The organism is Nocardioides sp. CCNWLW239 (genome assembly GCF_037137035.1).
Lineage (GTDB): Bacteria > Actinomycetota > Actinomycetes > Propionibacteriales > Nocardioidaceae > Nocardioides.
Map to the genome: position 1 here is coordinate 315,806 of NZ_JBBBNW010000005.1, position 24,536 is coordinate 340,341.

A 24,536-nucleotide genomic window follows, 5' to 3' on the forward strand; every position below is an offset into this window, starting at 1 on the left:
GCACGGGGATCGCGCGGCCGTGGCTGAGCCTCAACTTGGGTGATCGAGCCCGCGGCCCAGGAGGAAGTGGCCGGGGGAGGAGTGGCGCTGACGCTCGTCGTACGGACCGCACGATCATCGATCCAGCCGGTGCCTCAGCTTCTTAGGAGCGCAGAACCGATAACTCTCGGTCACCAGCTCGGCCACCTCTTCCCAGTCTGTATCGACGTCGAGCACCATGCCGACGACGGTGGGCGACCACGGAGGCTGGTAGAACGGTGGCCCGGCGTGGACCAGGGCGAGCAGTTCGTCGCCGGAGGATCGGAAGGTCAGTACCGTGGTGGGCTCGGTCACCCCGGTCATATCGCGGTACGCCGACGTGTACCCCTCTTGGGCGACCAGGACGTGAGCGAAGGTCTTCTTCCGGACTCGCCACCTGACGCCGGTCCAGGCATCCTCCTCGTAGGCGTCGGGAAGCGACAACGCGGTCGACGCAACCTTGGCGACTACGTCGGCGGCGGGCTCGATGCGCGGCGGCCGGGACATGCCGCAAGTCTGCCAGCGACTGCGCGGATGACGGCGTGGGTAGGTCCTCGCGACGCGACCTGTGCGGAACGAGAGAGCAGTCTGGAGCTGTGTGTTCGGCCTGTGCGCCCAGGACGGTTCGTCTCTCAGGCGAGGCGCGTCGCGATCCCGGGGTAGTCGAGGACGAGCCCATACTTGTCGTACACCAACACGGCGTTGAAACCGCCTTCGGAGTGGTAGTCGAACCGGTGGTCGTCGAGGCGTCGGTAGGACTGGTCGAGGCGTCTGACCTGAAGGTCAAGTGCCTGGACGTAGGCGGCGGGCGCGGTGACGACGTCGCCTAGCGGCAGGTCCAGCCGGTGGACGGGAAGGGTGTTGGTGCAGGCAGAGGCCTCGAGGTCGACGTCGTAGAGCCCGTCGAGCTGGGGCGCCGACCGGCCATCGACGGTCCAGGAACCTTTGCCGTCGGAGACAAGTACAGTGGACCGTCGCCCGCGAGCGGTGTCATTGTGGACGTGGACTTCGCGCGTACGCCAGAGGGCATCAACCGAGATCTCATAGTGGACCGCGTAGGCCTGGCCCGCCTCGACGGCTGAGGTGTATCCACGGATGCCGGAGGCGTCTCGATAGACGACCTCGAACCCGTCGACGGCGTCGACGAACTGCCACGCAGCGAACGGCGGGAGCTCCTCGTATGCCATGTCGGGAGTAAACCAGCAAACACCCAAGCGAGGTGGCGCATCTTGTGGGCGGTATGTCTCGCCCCGTCACGCACACGATCTCGGCGAGTCAGAGCTTCAGCCGTCGAATCCTTCGACCAGCTCAGCTGGGGCGGCGGCGAGCCAGGCGTCGACGAGCAGGTCGCGGAGGTCGCCGGGGTCGATGACGTTGAGCTCGATGAGCACGGCGGGGTAGTTGTTGAAGTGCTCGATGGTGAAGATGCCGTCGATGCCGGCGGCGAGGACGCCTTCCTTCTCGTGCAGGTCGGCGGTGTTGACGGCGAGGATCGGCGGGGCCGGTGGGGTCTGGTCGCCGAAGCGTTTGAGGTCGGCCTTGCTGTAGGGGCGGAGCCAGGCGATGCTCTTGCCGCGTACGGACCAGGTCGGGTGTCCATGGCGTTCGCCCTCGGTGGCCTCGGGGAGCTCGTCGATGATCCGAGCGACGTCGTGGAGCGTTGCCATTCATCGAGGGTAGTTCGTGGCCCTTGCCTCTGTCAGGCGGCAAGCGTGAGCGGTGGGCCGAGGTCTTCGCTGATGTCGATGGTGCCGGCCGGGGTGACGACGTACTCGTAGCCGTGGGGGCTGCGCCACCTGTAGGTGCCTGCACGGATCCGGTGGTAGCGCCACCCGTGATGCGTCTTCATCCGGTGGTGTTGCCGGCACAGGGGAGTCAGGTTGTGGCTGCTGGTTGTGCCGCCGGCGGCGTAGGGGGTTCGGTGGTCGAGGTCGCAACGTTCGGCGCGGGCTTGGCAGTAGGGGAAGGAGCACTTCTCGTGGATCAGCTCGGCCTGACGGCGCTGCCGGGCGGTCGGGACGTATCCGGCTGCTTCGATGGTGTCGGCCAGGTCGACCACGATGACCGGCTTGACGATGGTGCCGGGAGCGGTGGCCCACTGTTCGAGGCGTTCGATGGCGACCAGGCCGCGGGTGTTGGCGAGGCTGGCCAGGCCGGTGCCGGCCAGGTCACGGGTGTCGGTGTGGATGACGAGCTCGACCACCCGGGCGACGCCGGGGACACCGTCGAAGGAGCCGGAGTTGTACGCCCGGCCCAGCACCCCGAGCGCGGCGGCTCGCCGCACGTCCAGGCTGGCGTGGGCGTAGTCATCCTCATCGAGGAGGCCGTGCGCGATCGAAGCCACCGCCTGCTCCAGGTCCAGGGCGTCGGCCGCGTCGAGTACGCCGTCCAGATAGCCCAGCGCCAGCACGGCTTGGCCCTGCTCGGCACCGGTGCCGACGAACGGGGTGGTCTCCTGGGTGGTGATCGTGACGGAGCGGTGCTCGACCGCTTCGGACTCGCCGACGGCAGCCGCGACATCGGGTTCGAACAGCGCCGCGGCCTGGGTGATGGCGCGTTCCAGCTGGACCGGCCCCATCGTGTGGGCGTACGGCCCGATCTGCTTGTCCACCCAGGTCGCGACCTCTCGATCGAGGGGTCGGGTGAGGTCGGCGATCCGACGAGCCCGCCAGGCCAGGAGCGACCCGTCCAGGATCCGCGCCCAGACGTGCTTGAGCCGGTAGCGCAGCTCGACCGCATCGCCCAGGAACTTCTTCCCTGCATACGTCGAGCGACCCAGGACTGCAGAGAACTCGACCGCCGCCGCCTCGGAGACCAACGGCGCGCCCGGTCCTGCCAGGGGCAGCATTCGGTCGCCGAACACGTCTCCGTCCAGTCGCGCGGCTTCCTGGGGAGAGTCGACAGAATGCAGCGCCGCGAACCGCGCGGCGGCGATCAGCACGTCTCGGTCAGCCTGCTCCGCGACCGCCCGAGACGTACGCACCGCAGCCAGCAGATCGCTGGTGGTGTCGTCGGGGTCGAGGAGTGCTTCCATGGCCGATATTTTACCAGTCGACACCGACAGGAGTAGCCGTGTTGTCCCTGGTCAGGTGGCATATTGACGCCATCCTCGAGGCTGGTTTGGCGGGGATGCGCCACGGGTGCAATTCGCCCCTGACTAGCGACGGCAGCAGGTCCGGTTTCGGCCCGATCTGGAGCTCCGAACGCGGGTAAGGTCGGTGTGGTGACGTCCATGATCGACTCCCTCGCATCCCTGCTGCTCCGGACCCGGGCTGTGGTCCGCGCGCCGATCTGGCTCTACCGTCACAACGCCGGGTGGCTCTTCGGGTCGCGCATCCTGATGCTCGAGCACGTCGGCCGCCGGTCAGGGGTCGCGCGATACGTGTGCCTCGAGGTCGTCGAGCGGCCGAGCGCGGACGAGATCGTGGTGGTGAGCGGCTTCGGCACCGGAGCGCAGTGGTATCAGAACCTCCGGGCCGAACCGTCGTGTCGCGTCAGCATCGGGACGCGCACCAACGTCGCAGCCCGGGCACGATTCCTCTCCGAGGAGGAGTCCGCTGCCGCGCTGGGTCGCTATCAGCAGGCGCACCCGAAGGCCTGGCAGCGTCTGCGCGGCGCGATCGAGGAGGCGGTCGGCCACGAGGTCGAGGGACTGCCGATGGTGAACCTGAAGCTCCTAGGAGACTGAGATGCGTCGTAAGTGGCTCTGGATGCTGAAGAACACGCTCAACCGGGTGACCATGCGGGTGGCCCGCTCGGGGCACGGTCCGTTCTCGCTCGTGCGGCACGTGGGACGGAAGTCGGGGAAGACGTACGAGACGCCGATCATCGTCGCGCGGGTGCCCGAGGGTTTCATCGCGGAGCTGACCTACGGCGAGGACGTCAACTGGTATCGCAACATCGTCGCCGCTGGGCGCTGCGAGCTGCTCGTCGACGGTCAGTGGCATCAGGTGTCCGCGATCGAGCCCTATCCGTCCAAGGCGGGCCGGGATGCCTTCGGCCACCCGGCCAAGCTCGTCCTCCAGGTGCTGCAGCGGCACGAGTTCAGGCTGCTGCGTACGGCCTGATCAGGGGTTGGGATCGAGGTGGGGGAAGTTGCGGTTGAGGGCCCAGTCGATCCGTACGCGTTGGCTCCGGTCCATCTGGAGGCTGGGGACGTTGGCGGGTGAGACCCATTCGGCGTGGGTGTTCTCGGCTGAGGGAGTGGGCTCGCCGGCGAGGTAGCGGCCGGCGTAGATGATGCTGCACTCCTGGCGTACCTCGCCGTTGGTGGTGTTCTCGATGCGGTGGCGCGGGTCGGTCCAGATCCCGACCAGACCGGTCACCTCGATGGTGATACCGGTCTCCTCGAAGGTCTCGCGGACCGCGGCCGCCGTCAGGGACTCGCCGGGCTCCATCGCCCCGCCGGGCATGGTCCAGTTGCCGGTGTCGCCGCGGCAGATCAGCAGGATCCTGCCCGGGTCGTCGAGCACGAAGGCGCTCGCGCTCGGCCTGATGCTGTTCACCGCGGGGGCCGAGGGATCGTTGTGCCAGTCGACTCGTCGGCCCGTGCTGGTCGCCTCAGGAGCACGAGGACGTGGCGGACGTACAGACGCGTCGATGGTCGGCCGAGATCCCACGCGATGAGAGTAGCCGAATTTGCCGACGTCAAGCGCCGGGAAGCGACGCCACGCCGGGCGGTCTTCGCCGCCCGGCGCCGCACCTAGCTCGTGACCGCGCCGACCGCAGCCGACTGCACCGTACGCCGGTACTTGCCGAGCACTCCGCGCTGATACTTCGAGGGGAGTGGCTCCCAGCCGACCTTTCGCCGCTCCAGCTCGTCGGGGTCGACGTCGACCTCGAGGGTGCGGTTGACGACGTCGAGGGCGATCGGGTCGCCGTCACGGACGAAGGCGATCGGGCCGGCGTCGACGGCTTCGGGTGCGATGTGGCCGACGCAGAGGCCGGTGGTTCCTCCCGAGAACCGGCCGTCGGTGATCAGCAGGACATCCTTACCGAGACCAGCGCCCTTGATGGCTCCCGTGATGGCGAGCATCTCTCTCATGCCCGGGCCGCCCTTCGGGCCCTCGTTGCGGATGACCACGACGTCGCCGGCGACGATGAACCCCGCTTCGAGCGCGTCCATCGCGGCTCGCTCCCCGTCGAAGACCCGGGCGGTGCCGCGGAAGACGGTGTCGTCGAAGCCGGCCGTCTTGACGACGGCACCTTCGGGGGCGAGCGAGCCCTTCAGGATGGTGAGACCACCGGTGCGGTGGATCGGTCGCTCGAAGGAGTGGATCACGTCGTCGTCGAGGGTGGGCGGGCTGAGCTCGGCGAGGTTCTCCGCCATCGTCTTCCCGGTCACGGTGAGGCAGTCGCCGTGGAGCAGCCCCGCGTCCAGGAGCGCCTTCATCACCACCGGGATCCCGCCGATCTTGTCGACGTCGTTCATGACGTACTTGCCGTAGGGCTTGAGGTCGGCGAGGTGGGGGACCTTGTCCCCGATCCGGGTGAAGTCGTCGAGCGTCAGGTCCACCTCGGCCTCGTTGGCGATGGCCAGCAGGTGCAGCACGGCGTTGGTGGAACCGCCGAGGGCCATCACGACGGCGATGGCGTTCTCGAAGGCCTCCTTGGTCATGATCTGACGCGCGGTGATGCCCTTGCGCAGCAGCCCGACCACCGCTTCGCCCGAGCGGTGGGCGAAACCGTCGCGACGTCGGTCGACCGCGGGAGGCGCGGCCGAGCCGGGCAACGACATGCCCATCGCCTCGGCGACGGCAGCCATCGTGTTGGCGGTGTACATGCCGCCGCACGCGCCCTCGCCGGGACAGATCGCCTTCTCGATGCGGGTGACCTCGTCGCGGCTCATCTTCCCCGCGATGCACGCCCCGACCGCTTCGAAGGCGTCGATGATCGTGACGTCGCGGCCGTCGACCTGCCCGGGCATGATCGAGCCGGCGTAGAGGAAGACCGAGGCGAGGTCGAGCCTCGCGGCCGCCATCAACATGCCGGGCAGCGACTTGTCGCAGCCCGCGAGCAGCACGGAGCCGTCGAGGCGTTCGGCGCTCATCACGGTCTCGACCGAGTCGGCGATGATCTCGCGCGATACCAGCGAGAAGTGCATGCCCTCATGACCCATCGAGATCCCGTCGGAGACGGAGATGGTGCCGAACTCGAGTGGATAGCCGCCGGCCGCGTGGACGCCGTTCTTCACCGCCTTCGCGAGCCGGTCGAGGGACAGGTTGCACGGCGTGATCTCGTTCCACGACGACGCGACGCCGATCTGCGGCTTCGCGAAGTCATCGTCACCGAGGCCGACTGCCCGCAGCATGCCGCGGGCAGCGGTGGCTTCGAGCCCATCGGTGACGGCGCGCGACCGGGGCTTGATGTCAGGTGTGTCGGGGCTGAGTGGGTTCACATGTACGAGGCTAACCGTCCGAGACCTCGATGCCGGTCGGCAACGACTCGACGTACTCCTCGCTCGGCCCGAAGTCGGGATCCGGGTGGACCTCGACGTACGTCGCCGGGTGGGTGAGGTCGAGGACGGCGATCTCGTTGGCGCCGTCGCGCCACAGGGGAGCGGGTGCGTAAAGGCGGCGTTGGGGGCCGCGGGCGCACAGCCTGCCGAGCAGGGTGCCGTTGAGCCAGACGTACCGGTCGCCGTCGCCGGGGAGGGCGAGCCAGCCGTCGGCGGGGGCATCGACGTCGATGACGGCGCGGGGGAGACCGTCGAGGTCGTCCCAACGGTCGAGGGGAGCGAGGTGGTGGTCCCAGCTGTGGACGAGTCGGCGGTCGACCTGGACGCCGCCGAGGATCCCCTTGTGCTCGCCGAGCAGCGGGCCGTAGTTGACCCGGCCGAGCGCCTCGACGACGAGGGTCAGCTCGGCGACCCTGCCGAGGCCGGGAAGCGTGAGCACCGCGGGCTCGGCGTCGTCGCGCTCGAGGGTGCCGAGCGGGTGCCCGTCGAGGAAGGCGTACGCCACGTCGTGCAGCCCGCGCACCGTGAGATGGACGTCGTGGCTGGGGAGCGTGATCGAGGACCGGTACGTCACCAGGCCGGCGTCGATGCCCAGCTCCTCGAAGCTCAGCGGCCCGGCCGCGCGGACAGCGGGCGCGCGGGTCACCAGCGACAGCAGGTCGGCGCCCGGCGTCACCGGGGCGGAAGCAGACGCGTGACGGGCACCCACGGGCGGGAGCGCGGGCAGAGCGGCGACCGTCCGCCCGGTGGCAGGCGCCAGGATCTCGCGGTAGAGCCGGAACTTCTCCGAGACCCGGCCGTCCTCGCCGATCGGCGCGTCGGAGTCGTAGCTGGTCACGGTGGGCTGGATGCGGCGGCCGTCGTGGTTGGACCCCGCCCAGAGCCCGAAGTTGGTCCCGCCGTGGGCCATGTAGACGCTGACCGAACCGCCCAGGTCGATGATCTCGCGCAGCGTCCCGGCGGCGCTCGCGGGGGAGCGTACGTGATGGTTCTCGCCCCAGTGGTCGAACCAGCCGTTCCAGAACTCGGCGCACAGGAACGGCTCGCCGGGGCGCCGCGCGCTCAGCTTCGCCGCGGCCTCGGAGGCGCGACTGCCGAAGGTCGCCGCGGCGAGAGTGCCCTCGACCGTGCCGGCGTCGAGCATGACCTCGGTCGGGCCGTCTGCGGTGTAGAGCAGCTCGGTGACGCCGCGGTCGAGGAGCGCCTGCCGCAGCCAGGCGAGGTGGGCGGCGTCGTCGCCGTAGGAGCCGTATTCGTTCTCCAGCTGCACGGCCACGACCGGCCCACCGTGTGCAGCCTGCAGCGGAACCAGCCGAGGGAGCAGGACGTCGAGCCAGCGGGCGACCGCGTCCTGGTAGACCGGGTCGGAGCTGCGCGGTGCGCGGGTGCGCGCGGTCAGCCACGACGGCAGCCCACCGTTGGTCCACTCGGCACAGATGTAGGGGCTGGGGCGCACGATCACGTCGAGTCCGAGATCCCCAGCCATGGAGACGAAACGGGCGAGGTCCCGGGGGCCGGTGAAGTCCGGAGCTCCCTCGTCCCGCTCGTGGAAGTTCCAGGCGACGTAGGTGTCGATCGTGTTGAACCCGGTGGCGGCGACCCGCTGCAACCGGTCCTCCCACAGGTCCGGGTGGATGCGGAAGTAGTGGATCGATCCGGACAGGATCCGGTGGGGGACGCCGTGCTTCAGGAACTCGCCGGCACGCCAGGTCAAGGTGGGGCTCACCCGCCCGAGGCTATGACAACTTTTGCGCAGAACGTAGCCAACTCGCGCAAAACTCTGCATGATGGACGGACCTCGTCAGGCCCATCCCCACCCTCGGGAGTCACGATGCCGAAGCGTTTCCCCACCGTCCTCCTCGCGTCCGTGACGGCTTTCGCCGGCTTGGTCGCGATCGCGCCCGCAAGCCACGCCGCCCCCGCGGGCGGTTTCACCCTGACCTCGTCCGTCCTCAGCGTGCAGGTGGCCGAGGACTTCCCGGCCGTGCTCGGCTACCGGCACACCGCCGGCGGCGAGATCGGCGGCGCGGCCACGGTGCCCACGGACGTACGCATCAACGGCACAGCACACACGGCGACCGTGACCAGCACCCAGGTCGACGCCGACACCACGACCTACCGGCTCACCTTCGCCGACCTGCCCGGCGTCGAGCTCGACGCCAAGCTCGAGGTGGCCGGCGACGTCGTCACCTTCGCCGTGACCAAGGTGACCGACACCGCCGAGCACCGGGTCGGCACCCTCGACATCCCCGGTCACGACCTCCTCTCGGTCAGCTCGGACCAGGCCGGTGCCACCGTGAACACCGCGATCGTCAGCGCCGACCGCACCAAGAACGGCGACACCCACACCGAGGTCACCGCCGACCTGGCCACGACCGCGACGCCGGTCGGGTCCGCGTACGCCATCGTCGACACCGACCAGCTGGCCGCCGCCATCGAGACCAACTCGGTCTACGACCAGAGCAGCGGCGACGCGACCAACGAGCGCGGCCGGATCTGGCGCAAGGTCAGCGCCACCGACAGCGGCCGCCGGGTCGGGCTGTGGAGCGGCCAGTGGACCTACCGCGCGTCGGGCTCGCCCTACACCGAGGAGCTCCCGTGGGCGAAGGTCACCGTCACCCCGGACGCCAACGATGACCACCACGTCGACTGGCAGGACGGCGCGATCGCGCTGCGCGACATCCAGCGCCCGATGAACGGCGCGGACGAGACGCCCGAGCGGGTGGTCACCCACATCCCGTTCAACTTCGCCAGCCAGGCGACACATCCGTTCCTGCGTACGCTCGACGACGTCAAGAGGGTCTCGTTGGCCACCGACGGGCTCGGCCAGCTGGCCGTGCTGAAGGGCTACGGCTCCGAGGGCCACGACTCCGCCCACCCCGACTACGGCGGCAACTACAACACCCGTGCCGGCGGGCTCGAGGACCTCAACACGCTCGCCCGTGAGGGTGAGAAGTGGGGCGCCGACTTCGGGGTCCACGTCAACGCGACCGAGGCCTACCCCGAGGCGAAGACCTTCGACGAGACCTTGGTCGACGAGAACAGCCCCGGCTGGGACTGGATCGACCAGTCCTACTACATCGACCAGCGCACCGACCTGGCGACCAAGAACATCGTCGACCGCTTCGCCCAGCTGCGCCGCGAGACCCACCCGAACCTCGACTTCCTCTACATCGACGTCTACTACTCCTACGGCTGGCTCCAGGAGCGGCTCGCTCAGGAGCTGCGCGGCCAGGGCTGGAACATCGGCACCGAGTGGTCCTACCACTTCGAGGAGGACGCGCTCTGGTCCCACTGGGCCAACGACGAGTCCTACGGCGGCGCCACCAACAAGGGCCTGAACAGCCAGCTGATCCGGTTCGTACGCAACGGGCAGAAGGACACCTGGAACCCCGACAAGCTGCTCGGGCACACCGAGATCGTCGAGTTCGAGGGCTGGACCGGCGAGAACGACGTCGACGCCTTCTACGACAACATCTGGCGGACGAACCTGCCGACGAAGTATCTCCAGCAGCACCCGATCCTGCGCTGGAGCCAGGACGAGATCGTCCAGGACGGCGGTGTCCGCGTGGTCAACACCGGCTCGACCGCGGCGACCCGGAAGATCTACCAGGGCGGCGACCTCGTCCTCGACGGCGACGCCTACCTGCTCCCGTGGAAGGACGACACCAAGCTCTATCACCACAACGCCGACGGCGGCCGGACGACCTGGAGCCTGACCGACGCGTGGAGCAACAGCGGCCGGCTCAACGTCTACGAGCTCACCGAGCAGGGTCGGGTGGCGGCCGGCAGCGTGCCGGTGCGGGCCGGCGAGGTCACCTTGGATGCGAAGGCAGGAACCGCGTACGTCCTGACCAAGACCCCCGGCAGCTCGCCCGAGCCGCGGTGGGGCCAGGGCAGCCACGTCGCCGACCCCGGCTTCAACGCCGGCAGCCTGGACGCATGGCACCCGAGCGGCCCGGCCACGACGGGACGCACCTCGACCGGCCAGCAGGTCGCCGTCCTCGGTGCCGGCGGCAAGGCCGCGATCAGCCAGCGGCTCCACGGCCTGCGCAGCGGGCGCAACGCGCTGGGCGTCTGGGTGGAGGTCGAGCCCGGCCACAGCCGCCCCACCACGGTCACCGTCACCTCGGGCGGGAAGACCTACAGCAACCGCGTCGAGCGCTCGACCGCGAAGAACCTGGTCGCCGCCGACGAGCTGCACAGCACCTACTTCCAGCGGGTCGAGGTGCCCTTCGACGCCGGCCGCGACGGCACCGCGACCGTCAAGATCTCCGCTGAGTCCGGCTCCGGGAAGGTCCGCGTCGATGACGTACGTGTCGTCGCGATCGATCGCGACCTGGCCGCCGCTTCCGGAGCGAAGGTCATCGTGAAGGAGGACTTCGAGGAGGTCGTCCAGGGCTGGTCGCCGTTCGTCAAGGGCTCCTCGGGCGGCGTCACCGACCCGCGTACGCACCTGGCCGAGCGCCATGAGCCCTACACCCAGAGCGGCTGGAACGGAAAGGTCACCGACGACGTGATCAGCGGCGACTGGTCGCTCAAGTCGCACGCCGAGAACGGCGGTCTCGTCTACCGCACCGTCCCGCAGACCGTACGTCTCGAGCCCGGCCACCGCTACCGGGTCTCCTTCGACCACCAGACCGAGCGGGCCGACGACTACGAGTGGGTGACCGGCTACGACACGGTCGCGAGCGGCGAGCCGCGCTCGGTCGAGGTCGCCGCCCGGCCGATCGGCAAGCAGGTCGAGACGGCCCGGTTCAGCGACGAGCTCGTGGCCGGTGGCTGCGGCGACTACTGGGTCGGTCTGCGGACCGCCGACGACAACGGTGCGAACGGCGACATCAGCATCGACGACTTCACCGTCGAGGACCTCGGCGAGGCCGGGGACATGCCGGCCTGTGCGACCCTCGCCGTCGACGCCGGCGCGGACAAGCTGCTGCCGGGTGCCGTCAGCGAGGTCACCACGACGCTGACCAGCGACGAGGCGTCGGCGACCGGCGCGGGGCAGGTCGACCTCGAGGTGCCGGAGGGCTGGACGGCGGAGGCCTCGACCCCCGCGGGCTTCGACTCGCTGGCTCCCGGGGCGAGCCACACGGTCACCTGGAAGGTCACCCCGCCGGCCGACGCGGCCGAGTCGAGCTATCAGCTCCGTGCGGCGGCGACGTACGACTTCGGTGGCGAGACGCGCACGGTGACCCGCGCGGCCACGGCGCAGACCGCGCCGCCTCCGCCGACCGCGGACACCTACGCCAGCGACCTCGGCTGGATCTCGGCCACCAACGGCTGGGGGCCGGTGGAGCGCGACACCAGCGTGGGGGAGAACGCCGCCGGTGACGGCCGGCCGATCACCTTGAACGGCAAGGTCTACGCCAAGGGCCTGGGCGCGCACGCGGTCTCCAAGGTCCGCTACTACCTGGCCGGCAACTGCACCTCGTTCACCGCCGACATCGGCGTCGACGACGCCCAGACCTCGCGGGGGTCGGTGCGGTTCGCGGTGGTCGCGGACGGGCGTACGGTCGCCGAGACCGGCACCCTCGGAGCGGCGAGCGCGACCGAGTCGATCACCGCCGACGTCACCGGCGCCGACTACGTCGACCTGCTCGTGGGCGATGCCGGTGACGGGAACGGCAACGACCACGCCGACTGGGCCGACGCGACGTTCCACTGCGGGGGCTGAGATCTGCGTAGGCTGTCCGGGACCCAGGAAGGGGGCCCATGAGACAACAGCGACTCAACCAGCTGCTCGAGCTGATCAGTGAGCACGGGCACGTCTCGATCGCGGAGGTGGAGAGCGCGCTCGGGGTCTCGGCGGCGACCGCCCGCCGCGACATCGGGCACCTCGCCGACCAGCGGCTGGTCACCCGGACGCATGGTGGGGCGACGGCGCTCGGCTCGGCGTACGAGCTGCCGTTGCAATACAAGATCGGGCGCCAGGCAGAGGCCAAGCGCGCGATCGCGGCTGCGGTTGCCGACCTGGTCGTTCCGGGCGAGACGGTGGCGCTCAACGGTGGCACGACCACCAGCGAGGTGGCGCGCTCGATCGGGCGTCACCCGGACCTGACCGAGGACGACAGCATCACGGTGGTCACCAACGCGCTCAACATCGCCTACGAGCTCTCGATCCGACCCAACGTCAACATCGTGGTGACCGGCGGAGCCGCGCGCACCCAGTCCTACGAGCTGGTCGGCCCGCTGAGCGAGGGAGTGCTCTCCAAGATCCACATCGACACCGCGATCCTCGGTGTCGACGGCATCAGCACCCGCGCCGGGCTCACCACGATCCACCCGGCCGAGGCCAAGATCAGCGCCGACTTCATCGCGGCTGCGCAGCGCACGATCGTCGTGGCCGACAGCACGAAGCTCGAGCATCCCACGTTCGCGCGCATCCGTGACCTCGACTCCGTCTCCATGCTCGTCACCGACCGTGCGGTCCCCGAGCCGCTTGCCAAGGCGCTGGCCGAGCACGGGGCGGAGATCGTGATCGCGACTGAGCGAAAATGATCATTTGACGCTCTTTATTGACATAAACGCGCAATGCGTTGGATGATTCGGCTCCAGCCCGGTAACACATCGAAGGGTGACCCGACACCATGACCGCATCCGCACCGACGCATCTCGCCGCCGAGATAGCGACCCAGCCTGCCGACTGGCTGGCCGCCCGTGACACCGCTGAGCGCTTCGCCGACGCGCTGCCCCAGGCGGGGGAGAAGGTCGCTGTCGTCGGCTGTGGCACCTCGCTCTACATGGCCCAGGCGTACGCCGCGCTGCGCGAGGAGCAGGGCCAGGGCATCACCGACGCCTGGACGCCGACCGAGGCCCGGCTCGACCGGGGCTACGACCGGCTGCTGGCGATCACCCGGTCGGGCACCACGACGGAGGTCGTCGACCTGCTCACCCGCCTCGGCGGCCGGATCCCGGCGACCGTGGTCTCTTCGTCGCCCGGCACCCCGGCCCTCGAGATCGCGGAGCCGATCCTGACGCCCGAGGTCGACGAGAGGTCGGTGGTCCAGACCCGCTTCGCGACCACCACGCTCGCGATGCTGCGCTGGCACCTCGGCCACGACCTGAGCCAGGCCGCGGAGCAGGCCCAGCAGATCATCGACGCCGGTGTGGACGGGTTCGGTCCGGCGCTCACCGCCGACCAGCTCACCTTCGTCGGCCGAGGCTGGACCAACGGGGTCGCACAGGAAGCCGCGCTCAAGCTGCGGGAGTCCGCCCAGCTGTGGACGGAGTCCTACCCGATGATGGAATACCGCCACGGTCCGCTCTCGATCAGCGCACCTGGTCGGGTCGTGTGGGCCTTCGGCGACCTGGTCGCGGGCTTCGCCGAGGACGTCGCGGTCACCGGCGCCGACCTGATGCACTCCGAGGTCGACCCGCTCGCCGAGCTGGTGCGCGTGCACCTGCTCTGCGTGGAGCGGGCCCGTCGCGCCGGCCTCGATCCCGACGCGCCGCGCAACCTGACCCGCTCGATCATCCTGAGCCCGGCTGCTGCTCCGCCCGCGTGATGCGCTCTCTCGCCCTCGCGTTCGACGTCGGCGGCACCTCGGTGCGTGGTGCCGTGGTCGGGGCCGCCGACGTGGTGATGGCCGAGTCGCGGATGGACACCCGGCCCGGTCCGGCGGTCCTCGACGACATCGCACAGATGGGGGAGCGTCTGCTGGCCGGCCTCAGTCCCACGGCGCGTGCGCAGGTGACCGGGATCGGGATCGCCTTCCCCGGGCTCGTCGACTCCGATGCGGGCATCTCGCGCAAGGCGGTCAACCTCGGTCTCGTCGACACGCCGGTGGCGGCACCCGTCGCCGAGCGTCTGGGCCTTCCGGTCGTGGTGTCGCACGATACGGCCGCTGCCGCCGGTGCGATCTGGGAGGACGCCGGGTCGCCGGCCTCCGCGCTCGTCGCCGTGCTCGGGACGGGCATCGCTGCGGTGACGTACGTCGAGGGGCGGGCGGTCGTCGGCGGCTCCGGTCAGGCCGGTGAGCTCGGCCATCTGGTGGTCGACCCCGCCGGTCCGCGCTGCAGTTGCGGGCTGCGCGGCTGCGTGGAGGCGTGGGCGGGTGCCCGTGCCATGCGGCAGCGGTATGCCGCGCGCGGCGGCGACACCGGGGTCACCGGCGTCGCCGACCTGGTCGCGCGGACCCGTCATGATCCGCTCGCCGCCGAGGTCTGGTCCGAGGCGATCACTGCCCTCGCCGACGGGTTCCTGGCGGTGGGAGCGCTGCTCGCGCCCGGCGAGATCATCCTCGGAGGCGGTGTCGCCGAGGCCGGGGGAGACCTGCTCGAGCCGCTGCAGGCCCGGATGCGCGAGCGCGCCGGGGTGACGGCGGTGCCGCCCGTACGCCTCTCGGCCCTGGGTGGCCGAGCCGGCCTGGTCGGTGCCGCCCGGCTGGCGCTCACCCTGACGCGGCCGGGTTCGACGGGGTGGAGCGCATGATCCTCACCGTCACCTTGAACCCGGCGATCGACGTGACCTACCGGCTACCGCGGCTGACCGTGGGTGAGGTCCACCGGGTCGCCGAGGTCACCAGCCGGCTCGGCGGCAAGGGCGTCAACCTCGCCCGGGTGCTGCACCAGCTGGGGGAGCCGACCTGTGCCCTCGGGATCGCTGACGAGGACTTCGGCCGTGCTCTCGGGCGGGAGCTGCCCGCGACGTTCCTGCCCGAGCTCGAGGAGGTACGCCGCACGGTGGTCGTCGTCGCCGAGTCGACGACCTCGCTGTGGGAGCCTGGTCGGCAGGCGAGGCCCGGTGCCGCCGGGAGGCTGCTCGACCTCCTCGCCGACCGGATCGCCGACGCGACGGCGCTGACCGTCTCCGGCAGCCTGGCGCCCGGCGTACCGACCGATCTTCCGGCGCGGATCGCACGGCTCGCTGCATCGACCGGTGTCCCGGTGCTCCTCGACCTGGACGACGCCGCGCTCGCGGCCGCGGTCGGGACCGGCGCCGTCCTGACCCCCAACGAGGACGAGCTCGCGCGACTTGTCGGCCACGCCCCCGACGACCCGGTCGCCGCGGCCGCCGCCCTCGCCACCCGCAACGGCGGACCGGTCGTGCTGACCCGCGGAAGCCTGGGGTTGGTCGCGTACGCCGACGGCTCGTGCTGGGAGGCGCGCCCACCGGCCGGGATCGTCGGGAACCCGACAGGCGCCGGGGACGCGGCCGCCGCGGGGCTCGCCCGTGGCCTCGCCGCAGGCACGCCGTGGCCGGAGACCCTGCGCGATGCCGCCGCGCTGGGCGCCGCCGCCGTGGCTGCGCCGGTCGCCGGGGAGATCGACGCCGAGACCTACGCGTCGGTCCTGGCGGAGGTCATGGTCGGACGAGTCGACGTCGAGGAGGGCTGAGATGCCGTTGGTCCCGATGTCGCTGCTGCTGGACAGCGCCCGCGGCACCGGCTGCGGGCTGGGTGCGATGAACGTGATCCAGCTCGAGCTGGCCGAGGCGATCGTCGCCGGCGCCGAGCAGGCCGGCCGCCCGGTCGTCCTGCAGATCTCGGAGAACACCGCCGACTACCGCGGTGGCCTTGCGCCGCTGCTGGGCGCCACCCTCGCGATCGCGGAGCGTGCCACGGTGCCGGTCTGCGTGCACCTCGACCATGCGACCCGGGTCGAGCTCGTCGAGGAGGCGGTCCGGCTCGGGTGTCCTTCGGTGATGTTCGACGCCTCGAAGCTCGACTACGACTCGAACGTGGCCGCGACTGCCAAGGTCGCCGCCTGGTGCCACGAGCGCGGTGCCTCCGTCGAGTCCGAGCTCGGCGAGGTGGGCGGGAAGGACGGCGTGCACGCGCCAGGGGTCCGGACCCAGCCGGACGAGGCAGCGGCGTACGTCGAGGCCACCGGGGTCGACGCGCTCGCCGTCGCTGTCGGCTCCTCGCATGCGATGACGACGCGTACGGCCTCGCTCGACAACGAGCTCATCGCCCGTCTCGCCGACGCTGTCGAGGTGCCGCTCGTGCTCCATGGCTCGTCCGGGGTGCCCGACGAGGGCATCGTCGCGGCGATCAGGGCCGGGATGACGAAGGTCAACATCGCGACCCACCTCAACGCGACCTTCACGCGGGCGGTGCGCGCGGCCCTGGCGGACGAGGCCAAGGTCGACCCGCGCAAGTATCTCGGCGCGGGCCGGGACGCGGTCGCCGGCGAGGCCGCCCGGCTGCTCGCCCTGATCGGTGGACCGAGGGTAGACCGCGCTGTGTGACCTGCGTTACAGTCGCCCTCGATTTCGATTGATTCTGACTAATTAGGGCGTGATGTGATCATGTTCAATCAATCATTCCGACGGTGTCTGGTCGCGGGAGTCGCCTTGGCCGCGGGCCTGGTCGCGCTCAGCCCGGTGAGCTCGATGGCGGCCGAGGCGACGGGCGAGCTCGGTGCGGTGACCGGCTTCGAGCGCGACGGCGACAGCTACACGTTCGACTCCGGCGAGGCAGCACTGCGCGTGACCTTCGAGGACGCCGACATGGTGCGCGTACGCCTCGCCCCGACCGGCGAGTTCGACGACCCGGCCAACGACGACCCCAGCAACCCCGGTGCGCCGGATGCCGACATCGTCGTCAAGCGTGACTACCCCGGCGGGCAGTCGCAGGTGAAGGAGACCGACGCGGCGTACGTCATCAGCACCGACGAGGCCGTGCTCACCGTGACCAAGCAGCCCATCACCCTGCGTCTCACCGACCCGGACGGGAAGGTGCTGATGGCGGAGGCTTCGCCATTGACCTGGGACGACAAGAGCACCGCGCAGCACCTCGAGCGTGGTGCCGAGGAGCAGTTCTTCGGCGGCGGCATGCAGAACGGCCGATTCAGCCACCGCGGCCAGACGATCAAGATCTCGCGCGACTTCAACTGGAACGACGGCGGCAACCCCAACGCGGTGCCGTTCTACGTCTCCTCCCGCGGCTACGGGGTGCTGCGCAACACCTTCGCGCCCGGCAGCTACGACTTCGGTGCGCCGACCACGACCACCCACGACGAGCAGCGCTTCGACGCCTACTACTTCGTCGGCGACGCCAAGCAGGTCATCGACTCCTACACCGAGCTGACCGGGCGACCGGTCGCGGTCCCGATGTACGCCCTGGAGGTCGGCGACGCCGACTGCTACCTCCACAACGCCAACCGTGGCGAGCGCGAGACCCTGCGGGACTCGAAGGCGATCGCCGACGGCTACGCCGAGCACGAGCTTCCGCTGGGCTGGATGCTGGTCAACGACGGTTACGGCTGCGGCTACGAGGACCTGGCCGAGACCGGCGACATGCTGAAGGACCACGGCGCCGAGCTCGGTCTGTGGACCGAGGACGATCTCACCGAGCAGGAGAGCGAGGTCAAGGCCGGCGTACGCGTCCGCAAGACCGACGTCGCCTGGGTCGGCCCGGGCTACCGCTTCGCGCTCGACGCCTGCGAGCAGGCCCGCGACGGCATCGAGACCAACAGCACCGACCGCTCGACCGTCCTCACCGTCGAAGGCTGGGCCGGCACCCAGCGCTGCGCGGCGGTGTGGAGCGGTGACCAGTCCGGGAGCTGGGACTACATCCGCTGGCAGATCCCGACCTACGCCGGCTCCACCATGTCCGGCCAGCACCTCGCCACCGGCGACGTCGACGGCATCTTCGGCGGCAGCGCCGAGACGTACGTCCGCGACATGCAGTGGAAGATGTTCCTGCCGATGACCTACCTGATGAGCGGGTGGGCGGCCTCCGACAAGCAGCCGTGGCGCTACGGCGAGCCGTACACCTCGATCAACCGCAAGTACCTGAACCTGCACGAGCGGCTGCTGCCCTACTTCTACACCCACACCATGCGGGCGAACCGCAACGGTGTCGGCGCGGTCAAGCCCCTCTACCTCAACTACCCCGACGACCCGAAGACCTGGGGCGACGCGGTGAAGTACGAGTTCCTCGCCGGCGACGACTTCCTGGTCGCCCCGGTCTACGAGGACGCCACGACCCGTGACGGGATCTACCTGCCCGAGGGCACCTGGGTCGACTACTGGAGCGGCCGGGTCCACCAGGGGCCGACCACGATCGACGGCTACAAGGCTCCGCTGGACACGCTGCCGCTGTTCGTACGCGCCGGTGCGGTCGTGCCGCAGTTCCCCGAGGGCACGCTCGACTGGCAGCAGGGCAAGAAGTCGGGGCGGCTCGACCTGGACATCTACCCGCAGGGCTCCTCGTCGTTCGTGAACTACGAGGACGACGGGCGCAGCCAGGCGCACGCCTCGGGCGAGTCCGCCACCCAGAGGTTCCAGGTCGACGCCCCCGAACACGGTCGCGGCCGGGTCGTGGTGCGGCTGGGCGAGGTCGACGGCTCCTACGCCGGCAAGCCCGCCTCGCGCGAGTACGGCCTCGCGGTGCATGCCGACGCCGAGCCGGGAAGCGTGGTCCTGGGCGGTACGGAGCTGCCGCAGCGAGCCTCGAAGGCGGCGTTGGCAGAAGCAGCGACCGGATGGTTCCACGACGCGTCGACCGGCATCACGCACGTGAAGACCGGCAAGCTGCCCACGTCCTCGGCTGCTGTGGTCTCCCTGAACGGCTCCTCGGCGGTCGGTGGCAGCCACCCGGGCGACCGGGACGTGAGCCTCGATGGCACCACCTCCGCGATCGCGGTCGCCGGTGAGGCCGCCGAGGTCAAGGCCACCTTCACCAACGACACCGACTCCCGCGTGCAGCTCCAGGCGATCACCGCCACCGCGCCCGAGGGCTGGGACGTACGCACCACCTCTGCAGCGACCGGTGGACTCGCGCCGGGTGCCTCCCGGACCGCGACGTTCAGTGTCACGCCGCCGGCGGATGCCGAACCCGGCCGGGTGAAGATCGACGTGGGCGCGACCTATGTGACCCACGACCGGACGTACGCGGTGTCCGACTCGGTCACCACGACGGTCGCCCACCCTGACCTGGCCTCAGCGTTCAACAACGTCGGCGTCACCAAGGCCGAGGATCCCGCACCGGGCGACATCGACGGCGGAGGCAGCAGCTTCCTCGCCGGCAAGCTCGCCGAGAAGGGCGTCGCACCGGGCGCGACGGTGAGCGCGAACGGGTTCGACTTCACCTGGCCGTCGTCGGTGCCCGGAACCGCGGACAACGTGGCCTCCGGTGGTGAGACCATCCGGGTCAGCGGCACGGGCAACGCGCTGACGTTCCTCGGGACCGGCACCAGCCTGTCCGCGTCGGGGAAGGCAACCGTGCACTACGCCGACGGCAGCACCTCCACCGGGACGCTCGGGTTCCCCAACTGGTGCTGCGCAGCCACCGACAGCTACGGCGCCAAGGTGGCCGTGACCACGCTCGGGAAGAACACCCCGACCGGTCCGGCCTACCCGACCGTCTCCTACCGCCTGTTCACGAAGACCCTGCGCACCGACCCGGCCAAGGAGATCGCGGCGGTCACGCTTCCGGCCAATGCCGCCGTGCACGTGTTCGCGATGACGGTCGGCGACGAGGAGATCGTCCCGCCGGCGCTGGCCGACGGGCAGTACGCGTTCGGCAACGTCGGGTCGGGGCTCGCGCTCGCTGCCGCCAGCGGGACGAGCGACGGTCAGCTGACGACGGTGGCCGGCGGAGCGGCGGCCTCGCAGAAGTGGGTGGTCACCCGGAACGAGGACGACGGCAGCTATCAGCTGAAGAATGCCGGCACCGGTCTGTGCGCCGATGTCGCGTACAGCTCGAAGACGAGTGGCGACCCGGTCGTGGAGTACACCTGCACCGGCACACCCAACCAACGCTGGGTCATCGCGACCGACGGAGGTGCGCTGAAGGTCTCGGCCAAGCACAGCGGTCTCAGCCTGGCGGCCGGCACCGACGGGCTGGTGATCCAGCAGACCGACACGGCGGCGGGCGCCCAGCGCTGGCGCGCCACTCCGAGCTAGCCCCGTGGCGGGCGACCCGGTCGCACTGCTTACATGTCCCTGGAGGAGCGCCGCGCTGTGCGGTGACGGAGGGGCGGTGAGTGGTGCGGCCGGGGAGTCGTGGCGAGGTCGTGCCGTGCGCCGTGCTCGTGCTGGTCGCCCTGGGCTGGATCGTCGGTCGGCTGCGTGCCGATGCGGGCGAGCTGCACGAGGCGCCGGTGGTGCTGGTCGGTCCCGACGTCGTCACCGCGCCCCTGGTCGAGCAGGTGAACGCGGTGCCCGGTCGCCCGTTCGCGGCAGGCGCCGTCGATGACCGGTCCGAGGCGGAGTCGCTGCTGGAGAGCGGCGACGCCGTCGCCGAGCTCGACCTCGACCTGTCCGGGACGCAGGACGAGCTGCGGATCGCCGCCGCCCATCGGCCCGAGCTCGCTCGTGCGGTCGAGGCCGAGGTCGCGCGGATCGAGAAGACGCACGGACGTACGGTCGCGCTCGTGTCGTCGCCCGAGCGGCTCGAGGAGCGGTCGTGGGCGCCGGTGACCTTCGGAGCCGCTCTGGCCGGCTTCCTGCTGGTGTGCGTCGTCTCGCTCGTGTGGGGGCCGCTGGCACGTACGCTGCCTCGGCTGCTGGCACGGCTGACCGCGCTCGCGGCGATGGCCGCCGGCGCGGGCGCCTTCGGCTGGCTGCTCGCCGGGTCGGCGCAGACCGGGATCGTCCTCGCGGCCACCGTGGTCGCCGCGGGCGCCTTGACCTTCGCCTGCGAGATCGTCGGCGGGCTGCCGGGCCTGCTGTTCGCGGCGGCGCTGATCCTCGCCGGGCCGCTGCCCCTGGTCCTCGCCGGTGACCGGTTGCTCCTCTCCGAGCCCTGGTCGACCGGCTCCGCCTGGACGATCGCCGGAGCCGGGGAGGCTCTGCTGTGGACCGACGCCGGTCGTGAGGGCATCGCTCAGCCGGTCGTGACCATCGCCGGGTCGGCGCTGCTCGGCCTGGTCGTGCTGGTCACGACACGATGGCTGGTCCGCACCGACCGCGCGCGCGACGGCGAGCTCGCGGAGCTGCGGTCGTGGCGGCGCACCCTGGGCCTGGTCCTGGCGTCGGCGACCTGCTTGACGGTGCTGGCGACGGCCTTGACCGCTGCCCTGCACGCCGAGACCGTGCCGCGCCCGCTGGCCAGCCTCGCCTCGACGACCCAGTGCGTTCCCTCCGGTCCGGTCGAGGACGTCGACGACCTCAACCGGATCACCAGGCTGCGCGCCGAGCCTGCCCTGCAGGGCGGTGATGTCGGGGTGAGCGCCGCCCTGGGCGACGGGCGGAGCATCTGGATGTTCGGCGACACGCTACGGGCCAAGGAGCTTCCCGGCGCCGGGTTCGTACGCAACTCGATGCTGCTCGTCGAGCCCGACTGCCTGCGCGTCGTCCTGCCGGAACCGGGTGGCGCGATCATCCCGGACCGCGGGGACGGTGTCGGCTACTGGCCGATGTCCGTGACTGCCCTCGACAAGCCGGGATATGCACTCGTCGTCGTGGCCGCGCAGCGGGTGCGCACGACCGACTCCGAGGACGTCTTCGGTTTCGAGGCGCTGGGGCCTGCCATCGCCCAGTTCGTGGTGCCCGACGGGGGAGTGCCGCAGCTCATCTCGGTGACCGACATCGGTGCCGACGACGCCGACACCCGCCGGCCGATGTGGGGCGCCGCGGCAGCACTGTCGGGGAAGTGGCTCTACCTGTACGGCACTGCGCGGGAGCCCGACCCGGAGCTCGGCACCGGCTTCTCGCTGCACGTCGCTCGGGTCGAGCCCGACCGCGTCGCGGACCCGGACCGCTGGACCTACTGGGACGGAGCCGCTTGGGTCGGCCGGGCGGGCTCCGCGAGCGAGCTGATCCCCGCGGCCGACGGCGTCTCTCAGACGCTGAGCGTCTTCGAGCGCGATGGCCGCTGGTATGCGTTCAGCAAGAGCGGCGAGTTCCTGGGCGCCGACCTGGTCTTCTGGACCTCCTCGTCGCCGACCGGACCGTTCCGGGAGCAACCGCCGGTCGGCACCCTTCCCTCCGGCGTGGCGCGCGGCGAGCTGCGCTACATGCCGCTGGCCCATCCCGAGATCCTCGAGCAGCCCGGCTCGGTGGTCGTCTCCTACAGCCGCAACAGCACCGACGTCGGAGCGGTCCTGCGCAATCCGCTCCTGTATCGGCCGAAGTTCATCCGCGTCGACCTCCCCGACACCTGACGGAGCCGGTGGCTGCGGCCGAGACGTCCCGACGACGCTCGAGCGACGCTGTGTCACTCAGTCGCGGCGTACTCCCCGGTAGATGCAACAACGCACGATCCACGGCTGCAGGACGGCGTTGATCGTCCACGCGGGGAAACGGAACGGTCGTCCGCCGGGCGTGAATACCTGGAGCCCGTCTCGCTGAACACCGATCACCGAGCCCCAGCGGCGACGGGGCGGTCGATAGCTGTCGAGCGTCTTCCCCTCGAGAACGGCCTTGATGTTGCGGGCGAGGAGGCGGTCGGCGCGGTTCCTCGCGGAGGATCTCAGCTCGTCGGTGGCCGCGACGTCGCCGACCGCGAAGACGCCGATCTGCCCTGTGACCTGGAGGTTCGAATCCACCACGACGAACCCGCGGTCGTCGAGGATCTCCGCGGGAAGCCAGCCGGTGTTGGGGTGCACGCGGCCGATGGCCCAGAGGACCGCGTCGGCCTTCGACGGCGGTTGGCCGGTGCTCCACGTGACCGCGTCGCTGGTGATCTCGTCCCCGACGAAGTCGCGCGGAAGATCGGCGCGATGGCCCGGGTGCAGCCCGACGCCTCTCTCGACAAGACGTCTCTCCAGGCTCTGCCAGGTCTTTCGATGATGCTGGGGGAGGGGGCGCTCGCCCGGGTAGTAGAGGTCGACCTGCTTGTCGGGCCACGTGCCGCTGATGTTGGCCGCGCTGCTGACAGCCGCTGCGCCACCGCCGATGACGATCACCGAGGCCGCACTCTGCAGCTGTTGGTGGACATGCCGCAGGTCGGCATCGATCTGGTCGTCCGTCTGGAAGCCCGGCTTTCTCCAGAACCCGTTGCTGACTCCCGTCGAGATCACCAGCAGGTCATACGGTTCAGGACGCGTGGTGCCGTCCGGCCGCTCCACCTGGACGGCCCGGCGCGCAAGGTCGAGACCGACGAGGGTGCCGTGAACGATCTCGGCCCGGTCAAGTCCGCGGAACCGGTTGAACGGGATCCGGTAGTCGCGCTCCCACTCGGCCGGCCTGCTGACTCGAGCGCCGAGCTCTTGGCCGCTGATCAGTCCTGGCTTGGTGGAGATCCCGACGACGTCGGCGCACTTCGAGAGGCGTACCGCTGTCAGGACACCCGTGTCGCCGAGCCCCGCGATGACGATCCGCTTGCGCCTCACCCTGCCACCCTGGGTGGTCCTGGTACGAGACGGGGCACCCGGTCGACGGACGGGCGACTCGTTCTTGCTCACCGCTCGACGGTAGTGGACCTCGTGAAGATTTGGAACATGTTCTAGATGGCGTTCGATGTCCGACCTGGCCGATCGAGCGCCACGTCAGCTCGTCACGGCGTCAGCGGGCGAGCGTGTGGAGCAGGCCAGTGACGGCGGCCGCGGCGGCAGTCGGGTCTTGCGTGCGGATCGCGTCCAGGACGGCGGCGTGCTCATCGGCGAGCTCGTCCGTCTCGTCGTCGAGGTAGATCATCGTGCGCAGGGTGTCCTCGAAGCCGGCATAGAGCTCGATGAGGAGCGGGTTGTGGGTCGCGGTGACCACGCCGAGGTGGAACTCCGCGTCGGCGTCCACGAAGCCGTCGGCATCCCGGGCTGCGACGGCGGTCGCTCGCCGCTCCATGATCGCGGTCAGGGCCCGTAGGTCGTCGTCGGTACGCCGCTCGGCGGCCAGTGCAGCGGCTTGGGTCTCGATCGCATGACGGACCTCGAGGACGTGCTGCAGGTCGACCCGGCCGACCTGGCGCCGCACCATCGCAGCGACCTCGTTGGCGGCAGCGACGTACGTCCCGTCGCCACGGCGCACCTCGAGCACACCGGTGTGGGCCAGCGCACGCACCGCCTCGCGCACCGTGTTGCGGCTGACGCCGAGGGCAGCGGCGAGCTCCGGCTCGGGCGGGATGCGGCTGCCGACCGCCCACTCGCCGTCGGCGAGCAGGCCTCGCATCCCATCGATCGCCTGGTCGACCAGCGAGCGGGGGGTGGTGGTGGAGAGCGGCACCGTGCC

General features: G+C 70.4%; 19 protein-coding genes. 10 read left to right on the top strand and 9 right to left on the bottom strand.

Features of this window, described 5'->3' with window-relative positions:
* Positions 1–114: 114 nt before the first annotated feature.
* From WBG06_RS20580 to WBG06_RS20595, 4 genes are all read right to left on the bottom strand, one after another.
* Positions 115–525, bottom strand: coding sequence for an MmcQ/YjbR family DNA-binding protein (locus WBG06_RS20580; protein ID WP_336738825.1), 411 nt, complete (start codon positions 523–525; stop codon positions 115–117).
* Between the two features lie 125 nt (positions 526–650).
* Positions 651–1,205 (bottom strand): putative glycolipid-binding domain-containing protein, encoded by a 555-nt coding sequence (locus WBG06_RS20585; RefSeq protein WP_336738826.1) that lies wholly within the window; start codon positions 1,203–1,205, stop codon positions 651–653.
* A 96-nt stretch (positions 1,206–1,301) separates the two neighbouring features.
* Complete coding sequence (locus tag WBG06_RS20590; RefSeq protein ID WP_336738827.1) at positions 1,302–1,685, bottom strand: MmcQ/YjbR family DNA-binding protein; 384 nt, start codon at positions 1,683–1,685, stop codon at positions 1,302–1,304.
* A 32-nt stretch (positions 1,686–1,717) separates the two neighbouring features.
* Positions 1,718–3,052 carry an HNH endonuclease signature motif containing protein gene (locus tag WBG06_RS20595; protein WP_336738828.1) on the bottom strand — a complete coding sequence of 445 codons (1,335 nt, stop codon included), beginning with the start codon at positions 3,050–3,052 and terminating at the stop codon, positions 1,718–1,720.
* A gap of 198 nt (positions 3,053–3,250) precedes the next feature.
* On the opposite strand from WBG06_RS20595, the gene WBG06_RS20600 reads away from it, so the two are divergent.
* Together WBG06_RS20600 and WBG06_RS20605 are read left to right on the top strand one after the other, a co-directional pair.
* The gene (locus tag WBG06_RS20600) at positions 3,251–3,706 is read left to right on the top strand and encodes a nitroreductase family deazaflavin-dependent oxidoreductase (RefSeq protein WP_336738829.1); all 456 of its coding nucleotides are present in this window, start codon (positions 3,251–3,253) and stop codon (positions 3,704–3,706) included.
* A gap of 1 nt (position 3,707) precedes the next feature.
* Positions 3,708–4,085, top strand: coding sequence for a nitroreductase family deazaflavin-dependent oxidoreductase (locus WBG06_RS20605; protein ID WP_336738830.1), 378 nt, complete (start codon positions 3,708–3,710; stop codon positions 4,083–4,085).
* Here the strand turns inward: WBG06_RS20605 and WBG06_RS20610 are convergent, their stop codons facing one another.
* From WBG06_RS20610 to WBG06_RS20620, 3 genes are all read right to left on the bottom strand, one after another.
* A complete protein-coding gene (locus tag WBG06_RS20610) occupies positions 4,086–4,637 on the bottom strand; it encodes an NUDIX hydrolase (RefSeq protein WP_336738831.1) in 552 nt (183 codons plus the stop codon).
* A gap of 83 nt (positions 4,638–4,720) precedes the next feature.
* Entirely contained in the window at positions 4,721–6,415 is a 1,695-nt protein-coding gene (ilvD, locus tag WBG06_RS20615; protein WP_336738832.1) for a dihydroxy-acid dehydratase, read from the bottom strand.
* Positions 6,416–6,425: 10 nt separating this feature from the next.
* Positions 6,426–8,201: a glycoside hydrolase family 35 protein gene (locus WBG06_RS20620; RefSeq protein WP_336738833.1), complete on the bottom strand. Its 1,776-nt coding sequence runs from the start codon at positions 8,199–8,201 to the stop codon at positions 6,426–6,428.
* A gap of 105 nt (positions 8,202–8,306) precedes the next feature.
* Here WBG06_RS20620 and WBG06_RS20625 point away from each other — a divergent pair, with 105 nt between their 5' ends.
* From WBG06_RS20625 to WBG06_RS20660, 8 genes are all read left to right on the top strand, one after another.
* Positions 8,307–12,152 carry an endo-alpha-N-acetylgalactosaminidase family protein gene (locus tag WBG06_RS20625; RefSeq protein ID WP_336738834.1) on the top strand — a complete coding sequence of 1,282 codons (3,846 nt, stop codon included), beginning with the start codon at positions 8,307–8,309 and terminating at the stop codon, positions 12,150–12,152.
* Between the two features lie 38 nt (positions 12,153–12,190).
* Positions 12,191–12,976, top strand: coding sequence for a DeoR/GlpR family DNA-binding transcription regulator (locus tag WBG06_RS20630; RefSeq protein WP_336738835.1), 786 nt, complete (start codon positions 12,191–12,193; stop codon positions 12,974–12,976).
* Positions 12,977–13,065: 89 nt separating this feature from the next.
* Entirely contained in the window at positions 13,066–13,983 is a 918-nt protein-coding gene (locus tag WBG06_RS20635) for an SIS domain-containing protein (protein ID WP_336738836.1), read from the top strand.
* Entirely contained in the window at positions 13,983–14,909 is a 927-nt protein-coding gene (locus tag WBG06_RS20640; protein WP_336738837.1) for an ROK family protein, read from the top strand. The genes WBG06_RS20635 and WBG06_RS20640 overlap by 1 nt, the downstream gene beginning before the upstream one ends.
* Positions 14,906–15,814: a hexose kinase gene (locus tag WBG06_RS20645; protein WP_336738838.1), complete on the top strand. Its 909-nt coding sequence runs from the start codon at positions 14,906–14,908 to the stop codon at positions 15,812–15,814. The genes WBG06_RS20640 and WBG06_RS20645 overlap by 4 nt, the downstream gene beginning before the upstream one ends.
* Before the next feature lies 1 nt (position 15,815).
* Positions 15,816–16,667 (top strand): class II fructose-bisphosphate aldolase, encoded by an 852-nt coding sequence (locus WBG06_RS20650; protein ID WP_336738839.1) that lies wholly within the window; start codon positions 15,816–15,818, stop codon positions 16,665–16,667.
* A 60-nt stretch (positions 16,668–16,727) separates the two neighbouring features.
* Entirely contained in the window at positions 16,728–20,330 is a 3,603-nt protein-coding gene (locus tag WBG06_RS20655; RefSeq protein ID WP_336738840.1) for a TIM-barrel domain-containing protein, read from the top strand.
* A gap of 80 nt (positions 20,331–20,410) precedes the next feature.
* The gene (locus WBG06_RS20660) at positions 20,411–22,531 is read left to right on the top strand and encodes a hypothetical protein (protein WP_336738841.1); all 2,121 of its coding nucleotides are present in this window, start codon (positions 20,411–20,413) and stop codon (positions 22,529–22,531) included.
* Between the two features lie 57 nt (positions 22,532–22,588).
* Here WBG06_RS20660 and WBG06_RS20665 read toward each other — a convergent pair whose 3' ends face one another.
* Positions 22,589–23,701, bottom strand: a complete 1,113-nt coding sequence (locus tag WBG06_RS20665) for an FAD-dependent oxidoreductase (RefSeq protein WP_336738842.1) — start codon at positions 23,699–23,701, stop codon at positions 22,589–22,591.
* Between the two features lie 172 nt (positions 23,702–23,873).
* Positions 23,874–24,530 (bottom strand): FadR/GntR family transcriptional regulator, encoded by a 657-nt coding sequence (locus tag WBG06_RS20670; protein ID WP_336738843.1) that lies wholly within the window; start codon positions 24,528–24,530, stop codon positions 23,874–23,876.
* Positions 24,531–24,536: the final 6 nt, after the last annotated feature.

What these genes read in the sequence shown, in the direction of transcription:
- WBG06_RS20580 (WP_336738825.1), bottom strand. Translation starts at nt 525, where the DNA reads ATGTCCCGGCCGCCGCGCATCGAGCCCGCCGCCGACGTAGTCGCCAAG.
- WBG06_RS20585 (WP_336738826.1), bottom strand. Translation starts at nt 1,205, where the DNA reads ATGGCATACGAGGAGCTCCCGCCGTTCGCTGCGTGGCAGTTCGTCGAC.
- WBG06_RS20590 (WP_336738827.1), bottom strand. Translation starts at nt 1,685, where the DNA reads ATGGCAACGCTCCACGACGTCGCTCGGATCATCGACGAGCTCCCCGAG.
- WBG06_RS20595 (WP_336738828.1), bottom strand. Translation starts at nt 3,052, where the DNA reads ATGGAAGCACTCCTCGACCCCGACGACACCACCAGCGATCTGCTGGCT.
- WBG06_RS20600 (WP_336738829.1), top strand. Translation starts at nt 3,251, where the DNA reads ATGATCGACTCCCTCGCATCCCTGCTGCTCCGGACCCGGGCTGTGGTC.
- WBG06_RS20605 (WP_336738830.1), top strand. Translation starts at nt 3,708, where the DNA reads ATGCGTCGTAAGTGGCTCTGGATGCTGAAGAACACGCTCAACCGGGTG.
- WBG06_RS20625 (WP_336738834.1), top strand. Translation starts at nt 8,307, where the DNA reads ATGCCGAAGCGTTTCCCCACCGTCCTCCTCGCGTCCGTGACGGCTTTC.
- WBG06_RS20630 (WP_336738835.1), top strand. Translation starts at nt 12,191, where the DNA reads ATGAGACAACAGCGACTCAACCAGCTGCTCGAGCTGATCAGTGAGCAC.
- WBG06_RS20635 (WP_336738836.1), top strand. Translation starts at nt 13,066, where the DNA reads ATGACCGCATCCGCACCGACGCATCTCGCCGCCGAGATAGCGACCCAG.
- WBG06_RS20640 (WP_336738837.1), top strand. Translation starts at nt 13,983, where the DNA reads ATGCGCTCTCTCGCCCTCGCGTTCGACGTCGGCGGCACCTCGGTGCGT.
- WBG06_RS20645 (WP_336738838.1), top strand. Translation starts at nt 14,906, where the DNA reads ATGATCCTCACCGTCACCTTGAACCCGGCGATCGACGTGACCTACCGG.
- WBG06_RS20650 (WP_336738839.1), top strand. Translation starts at nt 15,816, where the DNA reads ATGCCGTTGGTCCCGATGTCGCTGCTGCTGGACAGCGCCCGCGGCACC.
- WBG06_RS20655 (WP_336738840.1), top strand. Translation starts at nt 16,728, where the DNA reads ATGTTCAATCAATCATTCCGACGGTGTCTGGTCGCGGGAGTCGCCTTG.